Source organism: Geodermatophilus sp. CPCC 206100 (assembly GCF_048569675.1).
Taxonomy (GTDB): Bacteria; Actinomycetota; Actinomycetes; order Mycobacteriales; family Geodermatophilaceae; genus Geodermatophilus.
Genome location: NZ_JAQISV010000024.1, coordinates 1 through 16,133 on the forward strand (window position 1 = coordinate 1; position 16,133 = coordinate 16,133).

13 protein-coding genes are annotated in these 16,133 nt (G+C 76.7%); 10 read left to right on the forward strand and 3 right to left on the reverse strand.

Annotated elements, in window-relative coordinates:
- The coding region (locus PGN05_RS13420; RefSeq protein ID WP_419753079.1) for a DEAD/DEAH box helicase at positions 1–1,426 on the reverse strand (1,426 nt) is incomplete at its 3' end.
- 463 nt (positions 1,427–1,889) lie between these two features.
- Between PGN05_RS13420 and PGN05_RS13425 the strand changes: the two genes are divergently transcribed.
- Positions 1,890–2,540, forward strand: coding sequence for a ferritin-like fold-containing protein (locus PGN05_RS13425; protein ID WP_419753053.1), 651 nt, complete (start codon positions 1,890–1,892; stop codon positions 2,538–2,540).
- Between the two features lie 112 nt (positions 2,541–2,652).
- Here PGN05_RS13425 and PGN05_RS13430 read toward each other — a convergent pair whose 3' ends face one another.
- Positions 2,653–2,889, reverse strand: coding sequence for a DUF3107 domain-containing protein (locus PGN05_RS13430; RefSeq protein ID WP_419753054.1), 237 nt, complete (start codon positions 2,887–2,889; stop codon positions 2,653–2,655).
- A 99-nt stretch (positions 2,890–2,988) separates the two neighbouring features.
- Positions 2,989–3,639 (reverse strand): TetR/AcrR family transcriptional regulator, encoded by a 651-nt coding sequence (locus PGN05_RS13435; protein ID WP_419753055.1) that lies wholly within the window; start codon positions 3,637–3,639, stop codon positions 2,989–2,991.
- A 71-nt stretch (positions 3,640–3,710) separates the two neighbouring features.
- Between PGN05_RS13435 and PGN05_RS13440 the strand changes: the two genes are divergently transcribed.
- The 9 genes from PGN05_RS13440 (at position 3,711) to PGN05_RS13480 (ending at position 16,128) form a co-directional block, all read left to right on the forward strand.
- On the forward strand, positions 3,711–4,772 hold the full coding sequence (locus tag PGN05_RS13440) for an alpha/beta fold hydrolase (RefSeq protein ID WP_419753056.1): 1,062 nt from the start codon (positions 3,711–3,713) through the stop codon (positions 4,770–4,772).
- A 309-nt stretch (positions 4,773–5,081) separates the two neighbouring features.
- Positions 5,082–5,894 carry a DUF3152 domain-containing protein gene (locus PGN05_RS13445; RefSeq protein WP_419753057.1) on the forward strand — a complete coding sequence of 271 codons (813 nt, stop codon included), beginning with the start codon at positions 5,082–5,084 and terminating at the stop codon, positions 5,892–5,894.
- A 72-nt stretch (positions 5,895–5,966) separates the two neighbouring features.
- A complete protein-coding gene (locus PGN05_RS13450) occupies positions 5,967–6,161 on the forward strand; it encodes a hypothetical protein (protein ID WP_419753058.1) in 195 nt (64 codons plus the stop codon).
- A gap of 118 nt (positions 6,162–6,279) precedes the next feature.
- A complete protein-coding gene (gene moeZ, locus PGN05_RS13455) occupies positions 6,280–7,440 on the forward strand; it encodes an adenylyltransferase/sulfurtransferase MoeZ (RefSeq protein ID WP_419753059.1) in 1,161 nt (386 codons plus the stop codon).
- Positions 7,441–7,620: 180 nt separating this feature from the next.
- Positions 7,621–8,205 (forward strand): TIGR03086 family metal-binding protein, encoded by a 585-nt coding sequence (locus PGN05_RS13460; RefSeq protein ID WP_419753060.1) that lies wholly within the window; start codon positions 7,621–7,623, stop codon positions 8,203–8,205.
- Between the two features lie 89 nt (positions 8,206–8,294).
- A complete protein-coding gene (locus tag PGN05_RS13465) occupies positions 8,295–9,263 on the forward strand; it encodes a hypothetical protein (protein WP_419753061.1) in 969 nt (322 codons plus the stop codon).
- Positions 9,260–9,589 (forward strand): MGMT family protein, encoded by a 330-nt coding sequence (locus PGN05_RS13470; RefSeq protein WP_419753062.1) that lies wholly within the window; start codon positions 9,260–9,262, stop codon positions 9,587–9,589. The genes PGN05_RS13465 and PGN05_RS13470 overlap by 4 nt, the downstream gene beginning before the upstream one ends.
- 57 nt (positions 9,590–9,646) lie before the next feature.
- Positions 9,647–12,829 carry an ATP-dependent helicase gene (locus PGN05_RS13475; RefSeq protein WP_419753063.1) on the forward strand — a complete coding sequence of 1,061 codons (3,183 nt, stop codon included), beginning with the start codon at positions 9,647–9,649 and terminating at the stop codon, positions 12,827–12,829.
- A complete protein-coding gene (locus PGN05_RS13480) occupies positions 12,826–16,128 on the forward strand; it encodes a UvrD-helicase domain-containing protein (protein WP_419753064.1) in 3,303 nt (1,100 codons plus the stop codon). The genes PGN05_RS13475 and PGN05_RS13480 overlap by 4 nt, the downstream gene beginning before the upstream one ends.
- Positions 16,129–16,133: the final 5 nt, after the last annotated feature.

Consider the following 16,133-nt stretch of genomic DNA (forward strand, 5'->3'; position numbering starts at 1 on the left):
CGCCCTCGCCGGACGCGTCGGGGGCGGACCCGGCGGCCGGGGCCGGCTCGGCGCTCGCCGACTCCGCGGCGGCCCCGCCTCCGCGGGTGCGGCGGCGCGGCCGGTTGCCGCGGGCACCGGCCGGCTTGTCGTCGTCCTCACGGGCCGGCCCGCGCCCGCCACCGGAACGGGTCCGCTTGCCGGTCTCGCCGAGGTCCTCGAGCGTCTCGGCGTCCAGGCCCTCGCGGGTGCGCTGGGCGCGCGGCAGCCGGCCGGTCGCGCCCTCGGGGACGTCGAGGTCGCTGTAGACCCACGGGGACGTGGAGTAGGTCTCCGGCGGGTCGGTGAAGTCCAGGTCCAGCGCCTTGTTGATCAGCTGCCAGCGCGGGATGTCGTCCCAGTCGACGAGGGTGACCGCGACGCCGGTCTGCCCGGCGCGGCCGGTGCGGCCGATCCGGTGCACGTAGGTCTTCTCGTCCTCGGGGCACTGGTAGTTGACGACGTGGCTGACCCCGGTGACGTCGATGCCGCGGGCCGCCACGTCCGTGGCGACCAGCACGTCGACCTTGCCGCTGCGGAAGGCGCGCAGCGCCTGCTCGCGGGCGCCCTGCCCGAGGTCGCCGTGCACGGCGGCGGCGGCGAAGCCGCGCTCGACCAGCTCGTCGGCGACCTTCTGGGCGGTGCGCTTGGTGCGGCAGAACACCATCACCAGGCCGCGGCCGCGGGCCTGCAGCACGCGGGACAGCAGCTCGGGCTTGTCCAGGTTGTGCGCCCGGTAGATGAACTGCGTCGTCTGCGGGACCGTCGAGCCCTCGTCGTTGCCGTGCGCCCGGATGTGCGTCGGCTGGGTCATGAACTGGCGGGCCAGGTTCACGATCGGGCCGGGCATCGTGGCCGAGAACAGCATGGTCTGCCGCTTGTCCGGGACCATGCCCAGGATCCGCTCGATGTCGGGCAGGAAGCCCAGGTCGAGCATCTCGTCGGCCTCGTCGAGGACCAGCACGCGGACCTTGCCGAGGATCAGGTGGCCCTGCTGGGCGAGGTCCAGCAGCCGGCCGGGGGTGCCGACGACGATCTCGACGCCGCTCTGCAGCGCCTGGACCTGCGGCTCGTAGGCCCGGCCACCGTAGATGGCCTCGACGCGGACGCCGCGCTTGGCGCCCGCGGTGGCCAGGTCGCGGGCGACCTGCACGCACAGCTCACGGGTGGGGACGACGACCAGCGCCTGCGGAACGCCGTCGCCACCCTCGGCCGCGGGGACGACGCGTTGCAGCATCGGCACGCCGAAGCCCAGGGTCTTGCCGGTGCCGGTGCGCGCCTGGCCGATGAGGTCGTTGCCCGCCAGCGCCAGGGGGAGGGTCAGCTCCTGGATGGCGAAGGTGCGGGTGATGCCGACCTCGGCCAGCGCCGCGACGACGTCGGGGTGGACGTCGAAGTCGCTGAACAGCGGGGCGTCCTCGGCGACGGGGGCGCCGCCGAGCTCCTCGGCGGCCTGCTCGAGCTGCTCGGGGGCGGGCGCGCCGGTCTCGGCGTGCTCGAGTTCGGTGGTGGGGGTGGAGTCGGTGGAGGTCAGTGCTCTCGCCTCTGGTCTGCTGGGGGACGGCGGTCGGCGGCGGGGGCCCGCTGCGTCGGAGCCGTCCCGGTCGGGTGCCGGAATCGGTTCCAGCGCCGACGCAGCCAGCGAAACCGGGCGTTCGGGTGATCGAGCCCGGGAGACGGCTCTCGGAGGAGCGTCGTCCAGCGGTCGTCAGCGCACAGATGTCCTAGCGAACCCGAGGGCTCGCTGATTCCCAGTCTAACCTCCGCAGCGGTTAGCCTCCTCGCGCCGCGCTGCCCGGGCCCCCGAGGCGCCACCCGTCCGGGGCAGCCCCGGACGTTCCCGACTTCCCCGCCGAGCAGTGGAGCCGCCCGTGAGCCCGGCCGACACCCGCGCCGTCGTCGACCTGTTGGGGGTCCTGGCCTACGCCGAGCTCACCGCGTTCGACCGGCTGGCCGAGGACGCCCGGCTGGCCCCGACACTGGCCGGGCGCGCCGCGCTGGCGCAGATGGCCGCCGCGGAGATCGGCCACCACACCCGCCTGACCACCCGGCTCACCGAGCTCGGCGCCGACCCGACGGCCGCGATGGCCCCGTTCGTGGTCGCCCTGGACGCCTTCCACGAGAGCACCCGTCCCCGCACCTGGCTGGAGGGCCTGGTCAAGGCCTACGTCGGCGACGGGCTGGCGGCCGACTTCTACCGGGAGGTCGCCACCTTCCTGCCCGACCCGGACCAGGCCCTGATCCTCGACGTGCTCGCCGACACCGGGCACGCGGACTTCGCCGTCCGCGAGGTGCGCGCCGCGATCGCCGCCCGCCGCCCCGTCGCCGGGCGGCTGGCGCTGTGGGGCCGGCGGCTGGTGGGGGAGGCGATCACCCAGTCGCAGGCGGTCATCGCCGAGCGGGAGGACCTCGGGCGGCTGATCATGGAGGGCACGGGTGACCTCGCCGGGCTCGGCCGGCTCATCGACCGCATCACCGCGGCGCACACCGAGCGCATGAAGACCCTCGGCCTGAACCCCTGAGCGGAGGCCCGGCGGACCGTCGTCGACGTCCGGCCCCGAGGACGCCGACGGGGCGCCTCCGCGGCTGCGGAGACGCCCCGAGAGGCACCTGCTGTCCGGCTGGGACCTGCGGTCAGGCTCCGGCGATGAAGCCCACCCGACGCTGGTCGGCCTGCGCGATCTCCACGTAGGCGATGCGGTCGACCGGGACGAGCACCCGGCGGCCGCGGTCGTCGACCAGCGTCAGCAGGCCGTCCTTGGTGGCGCCGGACATGGCCTTCGCCACGTCGCTGGCGATCTCGTCAGGGGTCTGGGGGCTGTCGATGACCAGCTCCCGGGGGGAGTGCTGGACGCCGATCTTGACTTCCACTGGGGGGTGCCTCCTCGAGTTGCGCGGCTGTGTCCCACGCTAGTCCAGCCGCCGGGCGGCCGACCTGCGGTCGGGGTGCGCCGTCAGCGAAACGCCCGCTCAGCGCGCCGGGGGCTCGGCGCTCTCGACCCGCGGGAACCCGGAGATGCCGCGCCAGGACAGCGCCGTCATCAGGCCGACCGCCTCGTCGCGGGAGACCGTGCCCTTGCGCTCCAGCCACCAGCGCGCGCTGGTCTCGGCCAGCCCGGTCATGCCCGAGGCGAGCAGCAGGGCGCGCTCGCGGTCGACCCCCGTGTCGGCGGCGATGACCTCGGCGATGGCCTCCACGCACGCGTGGTGGCCGCGGTCGGCCAGCTCCCGGACCTCGTCGTCGTTGCGGAGGTCGGACTCGAAGACCAGCCGGAAGGCGGCGCCCTCGGTGTTGACGAAGTCGAAGTAGGCCCCCACGGCGCCGTCGACCCGCGTGCGGTTGTCGTCGGTGCCGGCCATCGCCTCGCGCACGCGGTCGGTCAGCGCGGTGACCTGCTGCTCGAGGAGGGCGCAGTACAGCTCCCGCTTGCCCGGGAAGTGCTGGTAGAGCACGGGCTTGCTGACGCCGGCCCGGTCGGCGATGTCGTCCATGGCGGCCGCGTGGTAGCCCTGGGCGACGAAGACCTCCTGCGCCGCCTGCAGCAGCTGCAGCCGGCGGGCGCCCCGGGGCAGGCGCGACGAGCGGCGGGCGGCGGTGGGCACGGGCCGGGACAGTGACATGACGCACGGATGTTACCGGCGGGTTCCGCCGGTGCCCCCCGCGTGCCGTCCTGACCTACCGTCGGCGGGTGATGCGCACGCCGTCCGCCCGACCGACCCGACCGGCCCGCCTGTCCTCCGCCGCGCTGCCGTCCGCCGGCGCCGTCCCGCCGCCGTGGCCGGGGGAGCAGGTGCCGGTGCGGGGCGGGCAGGTCTTCGTCCGGCGGACGCCGTGGACCGGGCCGGTCGACGGCGGGCGAGACGGTGCGCCGCGGGAACGGGCGCTGTACGTGCACGGCCTGGGCGGCGCCTCCACCAACTGGACCGACCTCGCCGCCCTGCTCGCGGTCCGCCTCGACGGCTGGGCGCTGGACCTGCCGGGGTTCGGCCGCTCCCACCCGCCGGCCCGCAGCGCCTACTCCATCCGCGGCCACGTGCGCGCGGTCGTCGACGTGCTGGAGCGGATCGTCGCCGAGCCGGGGGAGGCCGCGGGGCGGCCGGTGCACCTGGTGGGGAACTCGCTCGGCGGGCTGGTGTCGCTGCTCGTGGCCGCCCGCCGGCCCGACCTCGTGGCCACCCTGACCCTGGTGTCCCCGGCGATGCCGGTCTACCGGGTGCCGCCGGCGTTCAGCCGCGCCCTGCTCCTGCTCCTCGTGCCGGGTGTGCCCAGCCTGGCGGAGCGGCGGCTGACCGGCGTGACCCCCGAGCAGCAGGTGCGCGGGATGCTCCAGATGTGCTTCGGCGACCCGAGACGGGTCCCCCGGGTGCGCCTGGAGCAGGCCGTCGAGGAGATGCGCGAGCGCGCGGAGCAGCCGTGGGCGACGCGGGCCCTGACCCGGAGCATGCGCGGGCTGCTGACCTCCTACCTGCGCGTCGGCCCGGCCAACGCCTGGCGCGCGGCCCGCCGGCTGCGCCCGCCGACGCTCGTGGTGTGGGGCGACCGCGACCGGCTGGTGGACCCGGCTCTGGCGCCGCGGCTGGCCGCCGCCGTCCCCGACGCCCGGCTCATGGTGCTCGAGGGCGTGGGGCACGTGGCGATGATGGAGGCGGCCGAGCACACCGCCCGCGCCGTGCTCGCCCTCGTGGAGGACGCGGCCGGTGCGGTCCGCCCGGACGGCGTCCCCGCCGAGCCCCTGGACGTGCCGGCCTCCTGAGCCCCCGCGGACCCGGCACACGCCGTGGCTGCGACCTGTGTCCGTGACCCCGCGGACCGTGAGAACCTGACTCCCGTGAGCCCCGCGGACGCACCCCCCGGCCGCGGGCAGGACCGGCGTCCCGGGCCTCTGCCACCGGCCGACCGGCGCGGGCGTGCGCCCGACCGGAGCCGCTCCGGCCTGCCCCCGCTGCCGCCGCACGGCCGCCCGCAGCCTGCGCCGCGGACCCGCACGGCCGTCGCCACCCGGGAGCCGGGCACCCACCGGCCCTCGGTCGCACCGGCACCGCGAGGCCGGCGGCGGGGACCGGTGCGCCGCTTCGTCGGCCGCTGGGGCTGGCGGGCCTACGCGATCCCGCTCCTGGTCGTGGCCACCGTGCTCACCCTGCTCGACCTGCTCGCCGGCCCCGAGCCGACGACGTCGGCGGCGACGGCGGGCGCGGCGGCGTCCTCGGCGCCCCCCACCGTCGCGACCAGCAGCCCGCCGGCGCCGGTCGCCGAGACCCCGCCGGCGGAGACCCCGCCGGCCGAGATCGACGCGGCCCCCACCGAGACCGCGCCGCCACCGCAGGGGTCCCCGGGCTTCGTGCAGCAGGGCGCGGGGACGGTGAGCGTCATCCCGGGCACCTCCGGCGTGTTCGGCAGCGGGCCGCTGCGCCGGTTCGTCGTCGAGGTCGAGGACGGCATCGGCGTCGACGGAGCCGCCTTCGCCGCCGCGGTCGAGGCCACCCTCGGCGACCCCCGGTCGTGGGGCAACGGCGGGCGGATGTCGTTCCAGCGGGTCGGCGTCGACGAGGCCGCCGCGCGCGCCTACGACTTCAAGGTGACCCTGATCAGCCCCGGCAACATGGAGACCTACTGCCCGGGCGTGGGCACGGGTGGCTACACCTCCTGCCGGTACGGCGACCGCGCGGTCATCAACCTCGCCCGCTGGGAGACCGCCGTCCCGGACTACGAGGGCGACGTCGCGACCTACCGGCAGTACGTGGTCAACCACGAGGTCGGGCACGCGCTCGGCAACGGCCACCAGGCCTGCCCCGGCCCCGGCCGGCCGGCGCCGGTCATGCAGCAGCAGACCCTGGGCCTGGACGGCTGCGCCAAGAACGCCTGGCCGTTCCCGTAGTCGACGGCGGCCGCCGCCGCGTCGAGCCCGCTCGCACGCGTCCACCTCGGGGTCCCCGGGTAGGGGCAGGGGATGGATGCGATCTCGTTCGGCAAGGCCGGGCTGCAGGGCTGGCGCGCGAAGCTGGCCGACGCGCTGGCCGACCCCGTCGCGCGCCACTCCCGGCTCACCGACGACCAGGTGCGGGCCGCCGTCGGCGCCCTCTTCTTCGTGCTGTCCGTCGTCTACGTGGGCCAGACGCTCAAGCGCCTGGCGGCCAGGACCTGAGGCCGCCGCCGCTCGTACCCGGCTCCGGTGGCCGGGGAATCAGGCGGGCCTGCGACGGTGTTGCTCCGACGAACGCCGGCCCCGCGCGGGCCGCTGTCGAGGAACTGAGGAGCAACCCGTGTCCCTGCCACCCCTGGTGGAGCCCGCCGCCGACCTGTCGATCGACGAGGTCCGGCGGTACAGCCGGCACCTGATCATCCCGGACGTCGGGATGGACGGGCAGAAGCGGCTGAAGAACGCCAAGGTGCTGGCGGTCGGTGCCGGCGGCCTCGGCTCGCCGGTGCTGATGTACCTGGCCGCGGCCGGCGTGGGCACGCTCGGCATCGTCGAGTTCGACGTCGTCGACGAGTCCAACCTGCAGCGCCAGATCATCCACGGCCAGTCCGACGTGGGCCGCTCCAAGGCCGAGAGTGCCCGGGACTCCATCAAGGAGATCAACCCGCTGGTCGACGTCCGGCTGCACCAGACGCGGCTGGACAGCGACAACGTGCTGGACATCTTCAGCCAGTACGACCTGATCGTCGACGGCACCGACAACTTCGCCACGCGCTACCTGGTCAACGACGCCTGCGTGCTGCTGGACAAGCCCTACGTCTGGGGCTCGATCTACCGCTTCGACGGTCAGGTCTCGGTCTTCTGGAACGAGCACGGCCCGAACTACCGCGACCTCTACCCGGTGCCCCCGCCGCCCGGCATGGTGCCCAGCTGCGCCGAGGGCGGCGTGCTCGGTGTGCTGTGCGCGACGATCGGCGCGATCCAGGCCACCGAGGCGGTCAAGCTGATCACCGGCATCGGCGAGACGCTGCTCGGCCGGCTGATGGTCTACGACGCCCTGGAGATGACCTTCCGCACGATCAAGGTGCGCAGGGACCCGGAGGGCGAGCCGATCACCGGGCTCATCGACTACGAGACGTTCTGCGGGGTCGTCTCCGTCGAGGCCCAGGAGGCCGCGGCCGGCTCGACGATCACCGTCGACGAGCTCAAGGACATGATCGACGCCGGCAAGGACTTCGAGCTGATCGACGTCCGGGAGCCCAACGAGTACGAGATCGTCTCGATCCCCGGCGCGAAGCTGATCCCCAAGGACGAGATCCTCTCCGGCCGGGCGCTGTCCCAGCTGCCGCAGGACCGGCCGATCGTGCTGCACTGCAAGACCGGCGTCCGGTCGGCCGAGGTGCTCGCCGCCATCAAGAACGCCGGCTTCTCCGACGCCGTGCACGTCCAGGGCGGCGTGACGGCGTGGGCCACGCGCATCGACAAGGCGCTGCCCACCTACTAGAAGGACCCCCGTCCTCCCCACCCGTCGCCAGCTCAGGGCGGGGCCCTGGACGGGGGCCGGCGCAGGGGCCGTTCCAGGACGTCACCAGGGCCTCTGGACGGTGGCCGCTCCAGCGCGTCACCGGGGCCCGGGTCCCTCCCCACGGGAGCGGACCGGGCCCTGGTGGCGTCTACTGACGGCGTGTCCGACTTCTCGCCTGCGGAACTGCTCGAGCTCTTCCAGAGAGCGCAGGCCTCGTTCACCGACAGGGTCGACGCGGTGGAGCCAGGGCAGTGGGAGGACCCGGCGCTGCCGGGGTGGAGCGTCGCCGACCTCGTGGCGCACGTGGTCAGCGAGGCGCTGCTGGTGGCGCCGCTGCTGGACGGCGAGCCGCACGAGATGCTCGACGGCCGGTTCCCCGACGGCACGGAGGACCTGCTCGGCGACGACCCGCTGACCGGGTGGGAGACCGCCGCCGACGCCGCCCTCACCGCGTTCGCCGCGGACCGGGCCCTGCTGCACACCGTGCACCTGACGCGCGGCCCGACGTCCGCGGCCGAGTACATCGAGCAGCTCACCGCCGACCTCACGGTGCACTCCTGGGACCTCGCCCGGGCCACCGGCGGGGACACCGACCTCGACCCCGTGCTGGTCACGGCGAGCCTGGTCGTCGCCGGGCGGCTGCCGATGGACGGGATCCCCGGCGTGTTCGCCGCACCGCTGGACGTGCCACCCACCGCCTCGCCGCAGACGCGACTGCTCGCCCTGGTCGGGCGCCGCGGCTGAGCTCCCGCGGGGCGCGTCGCGCCGCCAGGAGCACGGGCGGTGCGCTCTAGGCTGCGGGCGCTCGTTCCCCCGCAGGAGAGGTGCCACCGATGAGCCAGCCGCCTTCGGGCCAGGACCCCCACGGCCCCGGCGGTCAGGGCCAGCCGCCCGGGCAGGGTGGCTGGGGGCAGCAGCCCGCCGGTGGCCCGTACGGTCAGCCGGGTCCGTACGGCCAGCCCCAGCCCGGCCCCTCCGGGCAACCCGGTCCCTACGGTCAGCCGGGTCAGCCGGGTCCGTACGGTCAGCCGGGCCAGCCGGGTCCGTACGGTCAGCCGGGGCCCTACGGTCAGCCGGGACAGCCCGGTCCGTACGGCCCGCCGGGCGGCTACGGCGCGCCGGGCCCGTACGGCCCGCCCGGCCGGCCGCCGGGGAAGACCAACCGCGGCCTGGTCATCGGCGTCGTCGCGGCGGTCGTCGTCGTCCTGGCCGTCGGCGCCATCCTGTTCCTCGCCCTCGGTGGGGACGACGACGACCCGGCGACGTCGGCCGCCGGTTCGAGCACCGCGACCAGCTCCTCCCGCTCGAGCGAGTCGTCCAGCTCGTCGACGGCCAGCAGCCCGGCGCCGCCGCCGGCACCGGTCCCCGCGGGCGACCTGCTGTCGATCCTGCCCGCCGACATGACCGGCTGCGGCGAGGAGGACCCCGGCGGCGACGGCGCGGTGGCGCACGCGGTGTGCCAGAGCGCCATCACACCGCCGTCCCCCCAGGGCGGGTTCTGGCAGTACCCGGACCAGCAGGCGATGGACCGGGTCTTCGCCAACGACGTCTCCGGACTCGATCTCGCGGAGCTCCCGTCGGGCCAGGACTGCAGCACCACCCCCGGCATCCAGTCCTGGACGACCCAGGCCAACGCCGGCCTGGCGGCCTGCTGGATCAGCCCGGAGGACGGCCGGGTGAACATCCTGTGGACCGACAACGCCGGCCTCGTCGAGGGTCTGGTGAGCGTGCCCGGGACCACGCAGGACGAGCTCGCGGCCCTCTACGAGTGGTGGCGGCTGAACAGCAACTACCAGTTGTGAGCGGGCCGGCGCCCGGGGAGCCGCCGTCCCCGGGCGCCGGGCCGTCCCCGCTGGACGTCGACGAGGCGGTGTTCGACGTCGTCGAGTCCATCCCGCCCGGCCGGGTCAGCACCTACGGCGCCATCGGCCGGCTCATCGGCGTCGGGCCGCGGCGGGTGGCCCGCGCCCTGGCGCAGGGCGGCGGCGCCGTCGCCTGGTTCCGCGTGGTGCGCGCCGACGGTTCGGCCGCCGAGCCGGTGCGGGTCCGCCAGCTGGAGCTGCTGGCCGCCGAGGGCGTGCCGGTCCGCAACGGCCGGGTGGACCTGGGCGCGGTCGGCTGGCCCTGACGCCCCACCGGCCACGCCGGTCCCGGTCGTGTCGCAGCGGCGTGGTCTCATCGAGGGGTGGCACAGCGGGGGGCGGAGGGTGCGCCGGTCTACCGGCTCCTGCAGACCGGGACGGCGCCGCCGGCACCGCCCCGGCTCGACCCGACGCAGCAGGCGGTGGTCGACCACCCCTCCGGCCCGCTGCTGGTCCTCGCCGGCCCCGGCACCGGCAAGACGACGACGATCGTCGAGGCGGTCGCCGCCCGCATCGACCGCGGCGTCGACCCCGAGCAGATCCTCGTCCTCACCTTCAGCCGCAAGGCCGCGGCCGAGCTGCGCACCCGCATCACCGGCCGGGTGGCCCGCACCATCCGCGAGCCGCTGGCGCGCACCTTCCACTCCTACGCCTACGGGGTGCTGCGCCGCGCCGCGCTGCTGCGCGGGGAGTCGCCGCCCCGGCTGCTGACCGCCGCCGAGCAGGACGCCGTCGTGGCCCAGCTGCTGCGCGGCGACGTCGAAGAGGAGGGCGCGGTCCGGTGGCCGGCGTCCCTGGGGCCGGCGCTGTCCACCGCCGGGTTCCGCGCCGAGCTGCGCGACCTGCTGCTGCGCGCCACCGAGCGCGGCGTGGACGCCGAGCTGCTGGCCCGCTGGGGCCGCGAGTCCGGCCACGAGGCGTGGGTGCACGCGGCCGCGTTCCAGGAGCAGTACGCGGCGGTCAGCGCCTTCGCCACCGCCGGTCGCGGCGACGCGTCCGGCTTCGACCCGGCCGAGCTGGTCCGCGAGGCCATCGCCGAGCTGGCCGGCGACCCCGAGCTGCTGCGCCAGGAGCGGGAGCGCGCCCGGTGGCTGTTCGTCGACGAGTACCAGGACACCGACCCCGCCCAGGTGGAGCTGCTCGAGCTGCTCGCCGGCGGGGGCGGGGACCTCGTCGCCGTCGGCGACCCCGACCAGGCCATCTACGCCTTCCGCGGCGCCGAGCCACGGGGCCTCGTCGAGTTCCCCGAGCGGTTCCGGCACGCCGACGGCCGGCGCGCCGACCGGCTCTCCCTGGGGGTGTGCCGCCGCTCGGGAGCCGAGCTGCTGCGGATCAGCCGGCGGGTCGCCGAGGGCCTGCCCGGGCCGTGGGAGCACCGGCGCCTGGCGCCGGCCGAGGGCATCGACGACGGCGCCGCCGAGGTGCACGTCTTCGCCTCCGCCGCGGTCGAGGCGGCCTACCTCGCCGACGTCCTGCGCCGCGCCCACCTGCTGGACCGGGTGCCGTGGTCGCAGATGGCCGTCGTCGTCCGGACGGCGGCCGCGCTCGGCCCGCTGCGCCGCGCGCTGACCTCCGCCGGCGTGCCCGCGACCATCTCCGCCGACGACCTGCCGCTGGCCGCGCAGCCGGCCGTCGCCCCGTTCCTCGGCGCGCTGGCCGCCCTGCTGCCCGGTGCGGACGGGGAGCCCGCCGGCCTCGACGAGCCCGCGGCCGAGGCGCTGCTGGCCTCCCCGCTCGGCAGCGCGACCGTGCTCGACCTGCGGCGGCTGCGCCGCGCGGTGCGCATCGCGCTGGCCCAGCAGGGCGTCGACGCCGCCGAGCGGGGCACCCCGCTCGCGCTGGCGGTCACCGACGAGCTGCTGCTGGGGACGCTGCCGGAGCACGTCGCCCGCCCGGCCGCGCGGGTGGCCGGCGTGCTGGCCGCCGGGCGGGCGGAGCTGGCCCGCGGCGGCACCGCCGAGGACGTGCTGTGGGCGATGTGGCAGCGCAGCGGGCTGGCCGGCCGGTGGGCGCGGGCCAGCGCGGCCGGCGGTGCGGCGGGTGCCGTCGCCGACCGCGACCTCGACGCCGTCGTCGCGCTCTTCGACGCCGCCGCGGGCTTCGTCGACCGGCTGCCCTCGGCCGACGTGCGGGCCTTCCTGGACCACCTGTCGGCGCAGGAGCTGCCCGGGGACACCGGTGCCGCCCGCGCGGCGACCGACGACACCGTCCGGCTGCTCACCGCGCACGCCTCGAAGGGCCTGGAGTGGGACCTCGTCTGCGTGGCCGGGGTCCAGGAGGGCGTGTGGCCCGACCTCCGGGAGCGCGCCACCCTGCTCGGCACCGAGGCGATGGTGGAACGGGCGGCCGGGATCGACGGTGCCGCCGTCGACCGGCGCACCCTGGCGCTGGCCGAGGAGCGCCGGCTGTTCTACGTCGCGTGCACCCGGGCCCGCCGCCGGCTGGTCGTCACCGCCGTGCAGGGCGCGCTCGACGGGGCGGAGGCCGGCGCCACGGCGTCCCGGTTCCTCGACCTGGTCGCGGTCCCGCCGGACGACGGCCGGCCGCTCACCGAGCTGCCGCGCGGGCTGACCCTGCCCGCGCTCGTCGCCGACCTGCGGCGCGCGGTCACCGATCCGCACACACCGGCGGTCCGCCGCTCCGCGGCCGCCGCGGTGCTCCGGCGGCTGGCCGCCGAGGGCGTCCTCGGCGCGGCGCCCGAGCACTGGTGGGGGCTCGCGGCGCTGTCGGACGACGCCCCGCTGGTGCCCGACGGCGAGCCGGTGCGGGTCCGCCCGTCGGCGATCGAGACCTTCCAGCGCTGCCCGCTGCGCTGGGTGCTCGGGGCGGTCGGCGCCGAGGCCTCGCCCGACGCCACCCGCACCGTCGGTTCGGCGGTGCACGCGGTCGCCCAGCAGGTCGCCGAGGGCCTGCCGCCGCGCGAGGCCCCGGCAGCACTGGCCGCCGAGCTCGACCAGCTGGACCTCGGCCCGGGCTGGTCGGACCAGCGCCAGCGCACCACGGCGCAGCAGATGCTCGAGCGGTTCCTCCGCTGGCACGCCGGCAACCGGCGCGAGCTGGTCGCGGCCGAGGAGGACTTCGACGTCGTCGTCGGGCGGGCCCGGCTGCGCGGCCAGGTCGACCGGCTCGAGCGGGACGCCGAGGGGCGGCTGGTCGTCGTCGACCTCAAGACGGGGAAGACCGCGGCGAGGAACGTCGAGGAGCACGGCCAGCTGGCCGCCTACCAGGTCGCCGTCGCCGCCGGGGCGTTCGCCGCGCACGGCACCGTCCCTGGCGGCGCCGCGCTGCTGCAGGTCGGCTCCGCGGCGACGGCCAAGGAGCAGCACCAGGAGCCGCTGCCGGCCGACGTCCCGCTGGCGCAGACGGCGGCCGGCGAGCTGATCGCCGCGGTGGGGGAGGGCATGGGCGCCGGGGCCTTCGAGGTCCGCACCGGCCCGCACTGCTCGCGCTGCCCGGCCCGCCGCAGCTGCCCGCAGCACGAGCGCGGCCGCCAGGTCACCGCATGAGCGCGGAGCAACTCTCCTTCGACGACCTGTTCGGCGACGAGCCCGACCCCCGGCCGGCCCCCCGGCGGCTGCTGACGCCGGCCGAGGTCGCCGCCCGCTGTGGGCTGTCCTACGCACCCTCGGCTGAGCAGGCCCGCGTGGTCGCCGCCCCCGCCGACCGGCCGCTGGTCGTGGTCGCCGGCGCCGGGTCCGGCAAGACCGAGACGATGGCCGCCCGCGTCGCCTGGCTGGTGGCCAACCGGGTCGTGGAGCCCGAGGCGATCCTCGGCCTGACCTTCACCCGCAAGGCGGCCGGCGAGCTCAACGAGCGGATCCACCTGCGGCTGGGCGCGCTGGCCCGGCACCGCGACACCGACGAGGAGCTGCGGGGGCGCCTCGAGATCGCCCAGCCGACGGTGGCCACCTACCACGGCTACGCCGCCTCGCTCGTCGCCGAGCACGGCCTGCGGATCGGCGTCGAGCCGGGCGCCGGCGTGCTCGGCCCGGCGATGTGCTGGGGGCAGGCGGCCCAGGTCGTGGGGGCCTACACCGGCGACATGGAGGACGTGCAGCTGTCCCTGCTGACCACGGTCGAGGACGTGCTGGCCCTCTCCGCGGAGCTCGGCGAGCACGACGTCAGCCCCGCCGCGCTGCGCGCCTGGACGGCCCGGCTCGAGGCGCAGATCGCCGGGTACCCGGACGCGCCGCGGAAGAAGGGGCCCTACAAGGACGTCACCGACGTCCTCGACCGGCAGCGGGCCCGGGTGGCGCTGCTGCCGCTGGTGGAGGCGTTCGCGGCGCGCAAGCGGGCGATGGGCTCCATCGACTACGCCGACCAGGTCGCGCACGCCGCCCGCATCGCCGTGGGCTCCCCGGAGGTGGGCCGGCGGGAGCGGGCCCGCTGGCGGGTGGTGCTCCTCGACGAGTACCAGGACACCAGCGTGGGCCAGCTGCGGATGCTGGAGGCGCTGTTCGGCCGGGACACCGGCCACCCCGTGCTCGCGGTCGGCGATCCGCGCCAGTCCATCTACGGCTGGCGCGGCGCCTCGGCCGGCACCATCGAGCGCTTCCCCCGCACGTTCCCCGGCGTCGAGGGCCGGCGGGCGGAGCGCCTGACCCTCGCCACCAGCTGGCGCAACGACGAGGCGGTCCTCGCCGTGGCCAACGCCGTCTCGGCCATGCTGCCGCCGCCCGACGTCCCGCTGCCCGACCTCGCCCCCGCCCCGACCGCCGGGCGGGGAGCGGTCACCGTCGGGCTGTACGCCACCGTCGCCGACGAGACGGCCGCGCTGGCCGACCGGCTCGCCGCGTGTTGGAAGGGCGAGGACCCGGTGGTCGCCCGCCGCCCCGACGGCCGGCCCCCGACGGTCGCCGTCCTGGCCCGCACCCGCAGGCAGCTGCCCGGCATCGCCGCGGCGCTGCGCGAGCGCGGGGTGCCGGTCGAGGTCGTGGGGCTGGGCGGCCTGCTGGAGGTCCCCGAGGTCTCCGACGTCGTCGCCACCCTCACCGTCCTGGTCGACCCCACCGCCGGCGACGCGCTGGGGCGGCTGCTCACCGGCGCCCGGTGGCGGATCGGGCCCCGGGACCTCGCCGCTCTGGAGGCCCGCGCCCGGGTGCTGGTGCACGCCCGGCGACCGGCGCGCGAGCCCGCCCCGGGGGCTCCGGAGCCCCCGACCGAGCGCGGCAGCATCGTGGAGGCCCTCGACGACCTCGGCGACGCCGGGGCCTACTCCGCCGAGGGACACCGCCGGCTCCGGCGGCTGGCGGCGGAACTGGCCACGCTGCGGCACCGGCTCGGGGAGTCGCTGCCCGACCTCGTCGACGAGGTCGCCCGCACCCTCGGCCTCGAGACCGAGCTGGCCAGCGCGCCGGACGTGAGCCCGGCCGGCGCCCGCGCCCACCTCGACGCCCTGCACTCCGTGGCCGCGGAGTTCACCGAGCTGGCCGAGCTGCCCTCGCTGCCGGCCTTCCTCGGCTACCTGCGCGACGCCGAGGAGCGCGAGCGCGGCCTGGAGCCGGGGGAGGTCGCGGTCAACCCCGAGGCGGTCCAGCTGCTCACCGGGCACTCGGCGAAGGGCCTGGAGTGGGACGTCGTCGCCGTGCCCGGGATGACCGTCGACCAGTTCCCGGCCAAGCCCGGGGTCAGCGACTCCTGGATCAAGGACCCGGGCGCGGTCCCGGTCGACCTGCGCACCGTCGACCGCGAGGAGCTGCCCCGGCTGCGGCTGCCCGTGCCCGGCTCGGGGGACCAGGCGGTGGTCAAGCAGGCCCTCGAGCAGTACGTCGAGGACTGGAAGGAGTTCGGCACCGGTGAGGAGATCCGCCTCGGCTACGTCGCGGTGACCCGCGCCCGCCACCTGCTCCTGTGCTCGGGCAGCTGGTGGCGCGACGGGCTGCGGCCGTGCGGACCCTCGTCGCTGCTGCACGCCGTCCGCGAGGCCTGCGAGGCGGGCGCGGGCACGGTCGTGCAGTGGGCGCCGGCCCCGGAGGACGGCGCGGAGAACCCCGCGCTGGCCGAGTGGCCGGTCGGGGTGTGGCCGGCCGACCCGCTGTCGGCCCGGCGGCGCCGGGCGCTGAGCGCGGCCGCCGAGCTGGTCGCCGGTGCCGCGCCGCACCCCCTGGACCCCGACCTGCGGCTGGGCGACCCGGACCCGGTCGTCGACCAGTGGGTGCGCGACGCCGACCTGCTGCTGCGCGAGCGCGCCGCCGCGGCCCGCCCGACGGTCGACGTCCCGCTGCCCTCGCACCTGTCGGTGTCGGCGCTGGTCACCCTGCGGCGCGACCCCGCCGAGCTGGCCCGCCGGCTGCGCCGCCCCATGCCCGCCGCCCCCGCGCCGCAGGCCCGCCGCGGCACCGCCTTCCACGCCTGGCTGGAGGAGCGGTTCGGCGCCGCCCGGCTGCTCGACCTGGACGAGCTGCCCGGGTCCGGCGACGAGCTGGCCGTGCCCGACAGCGCGCTGGCCGACCTGCAGGAGGCGTTCCTGGCCAGCGAGTGGGCCGAGCGGCAGCCGGTCGAGGTCGAGGTGCCGTTCGAGACGCCGCTGGGCCCGCTCACCCTGCGCGGCCGCATCGACGCGGTGTTCGCCGACGGCGACGGCGGCTTCGAGGTCATCGACTGGAAGACCGGCCCGCCGCCGTCCGGCGGGGAGCTGGCCGCGGCCGCGGTGCAGCTGGCCGCCTACCGGCTGGGCTGGTCGCGGCTGACCGGCGTCCCGGTGCAGCGGGTCAGCGCCGGCTTCCACCACGTCGCCGCCGGGGTGACCGTGCGCCCGGTCGACCTGCTCGACGAGCAGGGGCTGCTGGCCCTCGTCGCCGGCTGACCGGA